At 69.8% G+C, this 3,341-nt stretch carries 2 protein-coding genes; one reads left to right on the top strand and one right to left on the bottom strand.

The window, feature by feature from the left end; translation table 11 throughout:
* Positions 1 to 248: 248 nt before the first annotated feature.
* Positions 249 to 1,613: a S1 family peptidase gene (locus tag G6027_RS14830; protein ID WP_241727164.1), complete on the bottom strand. Its 1,365-nt coding sequence runs from the start codon at positions 1,611 to 1,613 to the stop codon at positions 249 to 251.
* A 313-nt stretch (positions 1,614 to 1,926) separates the two neighbouring features.
* Between G6027_RS14830 and gdhA the strand changes: the two genes are divergently transcribed.
* Positions 1,927 to 3,273 (top strand): NADP-specific glutamate dehydrogenase, encoded by a 1,347-nt coding sequence (gdhA, locus tag G6027_RS14825; RefSeq protein ID WP_182637843.1) that lies wholly within the window; start codon positions 1,927 to 1,929, stop codon positions 3,271 to 3,273.
* Positions 3,274 to 3,341 lie beyond the last annotated feature (68 nt).

Here is a 3,341-nt window from a genome sequence, read left to right as displayed (position 1 = left end):
TGGGTGGGCAGCGCCTGCGCCGCCGCGGGTGCTGCCGGGGCGGGAGTAGGGGTGGGGGCCGCTCCGGCCGGGGTCGCGGTAACGACCAGGGCCGCGGCGGCGGTGAGGGCAGCGAGCTTCGAGGTGGTGCGCATGGTGGCCTTCCGTGATGCACGGTGGACGACTTCAGGTCGACCAGTTGCGGCCAAGATTACGGAGATGTGATTACTGAGTCCAGTGTGACACGTGTGATTAGTGGGATTGGTGTGTCACGCAGCGCCCACCTGGAGTCCCGGGAAGCGGGCCGAGATCGCACCGACGGTCACCCCGACCATCGTGGGGACCGCCCCGCGACGGGCGAGTTCGGTCCGGGCCACCTCGCAGCTCGGGTAGGGCTGGTCGTTGGAGTCGAAGGCGTTGGACAGACTCGTCACCGCCACCGCACGTGTCTCGGAGAACACCACGCCGCCGCTGTCACCCGCGATCGCGCACAGCTCGATCGTGACGTTCCTGACCCCGCCCGGGGTCGCCGAGTCGATACCGGACACCCTCCCGCAGGTATATCCGGTCCGCTGACCGTACTTGCACAGGATCTGTCCCCTGACCGGGGACTGCGTGCCGGACAGAGCGAGGGGTCGCGCGCCGTCGGCGAGGACGTGCGAGTTCCGGAAACGGGGATCGTCCTCGGGATCGACGGTGATCAGCGCCGCGTCGAGGGCCTCGTCGGCCTCCCCGGAGGTGAACGCGCCGAGCCTCGGCGAGGTGCCGCTCTCCGAGACCGTGCCGGGCCGGAACACGGATTGTCCCGTCGCGGGGTCCGTGAAGGAACTGCAGTGGGTCGCGGTGATGTTGACGACCCGCCCGTCGCGGATCCCGTTGAACCCGAGGGAGCACCAGTTGGCGACCGTGCGGGAGGGGGACAGGACGTACATGCGGGTTCCACCCACCATGGAGTTCGCCAGCAGGGTGCCGGGATCCGGGATCGTGGGGTTCTGGGTGTCGGGCAGCGTCGCCGTCCCCGATCCGAGCGAACCCTGGGCGGGGCGGAATCCTGCGACACGCACGCCCGTCCCGAGCTCCGCGGGCGGAGCGGGCGCGGCCCCCGAGTCCTCCACCACCACGGTGACGTCACCGGTGGAGGGATCCACGTCGATCGCGGTGACCCCGTCCCGCTGGCCCGGGGGAAGGGAGTCCGCCCAGTCCTGTGCCCGCTCCGCCCTCTGGTCCAGCTGCCGAGCCGGGGTGGGAGCGGAATACACGGTGAAACCGCGGGTTCGCGCGTCGGCGATCAACAGCTCCGCCTGGTCGGTCCCCCGGACCACCGCCACCTGACCGGCCGCGCCCACGATCCGGACACCGGCGAAGGCCTCGGGGAACCGGACGGTGTAGTCGTCCGAGGCATCGGCCAGGCGGTCGGCCAGGACGGAGTGCGACCGGAAGCCCGCTGCGGTGGTGCCGACCTCTGCGAGCGCGTCCTCGAGCGACTCGTGTTCGATTGCGCTCATCGCCCGTGAGTTGTCCACCGCCGGGGCGCCGTCGCGTGGCTGTGCCTGCGCGGCGACCGGAGCCGTGACGACGACGACGGCCACCAGGGCGCCGAGACTCCACGTGCGGCGGTGGGGGAGGTGTCGCATAGGGGTCACTGTTCCTATCAAGCGGGGAAGGGAACCGGCCGGCTCCGTGACCGTCGATCGTATGACCGGATCCACGTCCGCGGGGAATTTCGCCCCGGGGAGTTCGCTGCGCGGTCCGGAGCGGCCTGGCTCGGTGATGAGCGCGGACAGACGCTAGGCTGCGGCACGGCGGCGACGCGGCTCCGGCCGTGTCACCGACCTCCGGAACCTCGGTCCGAGGTGTCGCCCGAGTCGGGTGGCCCGCGTGCTCGTAGCCCTCACTCCGCAGCCCCAGATCGCAGCCCCCAGACCGTAGCCCTTGACCGGAGGTTCCATGTTCGACGCCGACGCCGCCCTGCACGATGCGCTCGAGTCCGTGGTGGCCCGCAACCCCGGGCAGAAGCTCTTCCGGCAGGCCGTGCACGAGGTGCTCGAGTCACTCGCCCCCGTGGTCAGGCAGCATCCCGAGTACGTCGGGGGTGGGATCCTCAAGCGGATCGTCGAGCCCGAACGGGTGGTGTCCTTCCGCGTGCCGTGGGTCGACGACTCGGGAGTGATCCAGGTCCAGCGCGGTTTCCGGGTCCAGTTCAGCTCCGACCTGGGCCCGTACAAGGGCGGTCTGCGGTTCCACCGGTCCGTCGACGAGGACACCCTGAAGTTCCTCGGCTTCGAGCAGGTCTTCAAGAACGCGCTCACCGGACTGGGGCTGGGCGGCGGTAAGGGCGGCTCCGACTTCGACCCCCACGGTAAGAGTGACGGCGAGGTCATGCGCTTCTGTCAGTCGTTCATGGCCGAACTCGCCCATCACATCGGGGCGGACCTCGACGTGCCTGCCGGCGACATCGGCGTGGGCGCCCGCGAGATCGGCTACATGTACGGCCAGTACCGCAAGGTCACGGGCCGGAACGAAGCGGGAGTGATCACCGGCAAGGGGATCGGCTACGGGGGGTCCTGGGCGAGGACGGAGGCCACGGGCTACGGGCTCGTCTACTACGTCCGCGAGATGCTCCGCGAGACCGACTTCAGTCTCGACGGCTCACGCGTGGTGGTCTCCGGTTCCGGGAACGTGGCCCTCTACGCGGCCAGGAAGGCCACCCAACTGGGAGCCACTGTCGTGGCCTGCTCGGACAGCTCCGGGTATGTGGTCGATGAGAGGGGTCTCGACCTGGATCTGCTCGCCGACGTCAAGGATGTCCGACGCGAGCGGCTCTCGGTCTACGCGAAGGAGCGGGGCGACTGCGAGTTCGTCGAGGGGCGTTCGGTGTGGGAGGTGCAGTGCGACATCGCGCTGCCCTGCGCGACGCAGAACGAGCTCGACGGCGACGCCGCGCGGACTCTGGCGGGTAGCGGGTGCCGGCTGGTGGCAGAGGGGGCCAACATGCCGTGTACCGAGGAGGCCGTCGAGGTGATCCACGAGAAGGGCATCCTGTTCGGTCCCGCCAAGGCCGCGAACGCCGGCGGTGTGGCCACCAGTGGGTTGGAGATGCGTCAGAACGCCGGTCGGCTGCAGTGGGACTTCGAACGCGTCGACTCCGAGCTCGACCGCATCATGACCAACATCTATGCCACCACTGCCGCCACCGCCGAGGAATACGGGATGCCCGGCGACCTGGCGGCCGGCGCCAACATCGCCGGCTTCCGCCGCGTCGCGGACGCGATGCTCGCGCAGGGCGTCATCTAGAACGGGCCCGTCTGTTCTCCCGTCGAGAAGAGCGTTCCGCACGCATCGCCCGAGGGCGGTTTCATACG

The organism is Dietzia sp. SLG310A2-38A2, from assembly GCF_014145095.1.
GTDB lineage: Bacteria > Actinomycetota > Actinomycetes > Mycobacteriales > Mycobacteriaceae > Dietzia.
The sequence above is the reverse complement of the archived record's forward strand: the minus strand, read 5'-3'. Positions and strand labels throughout refer to the sequence as shown.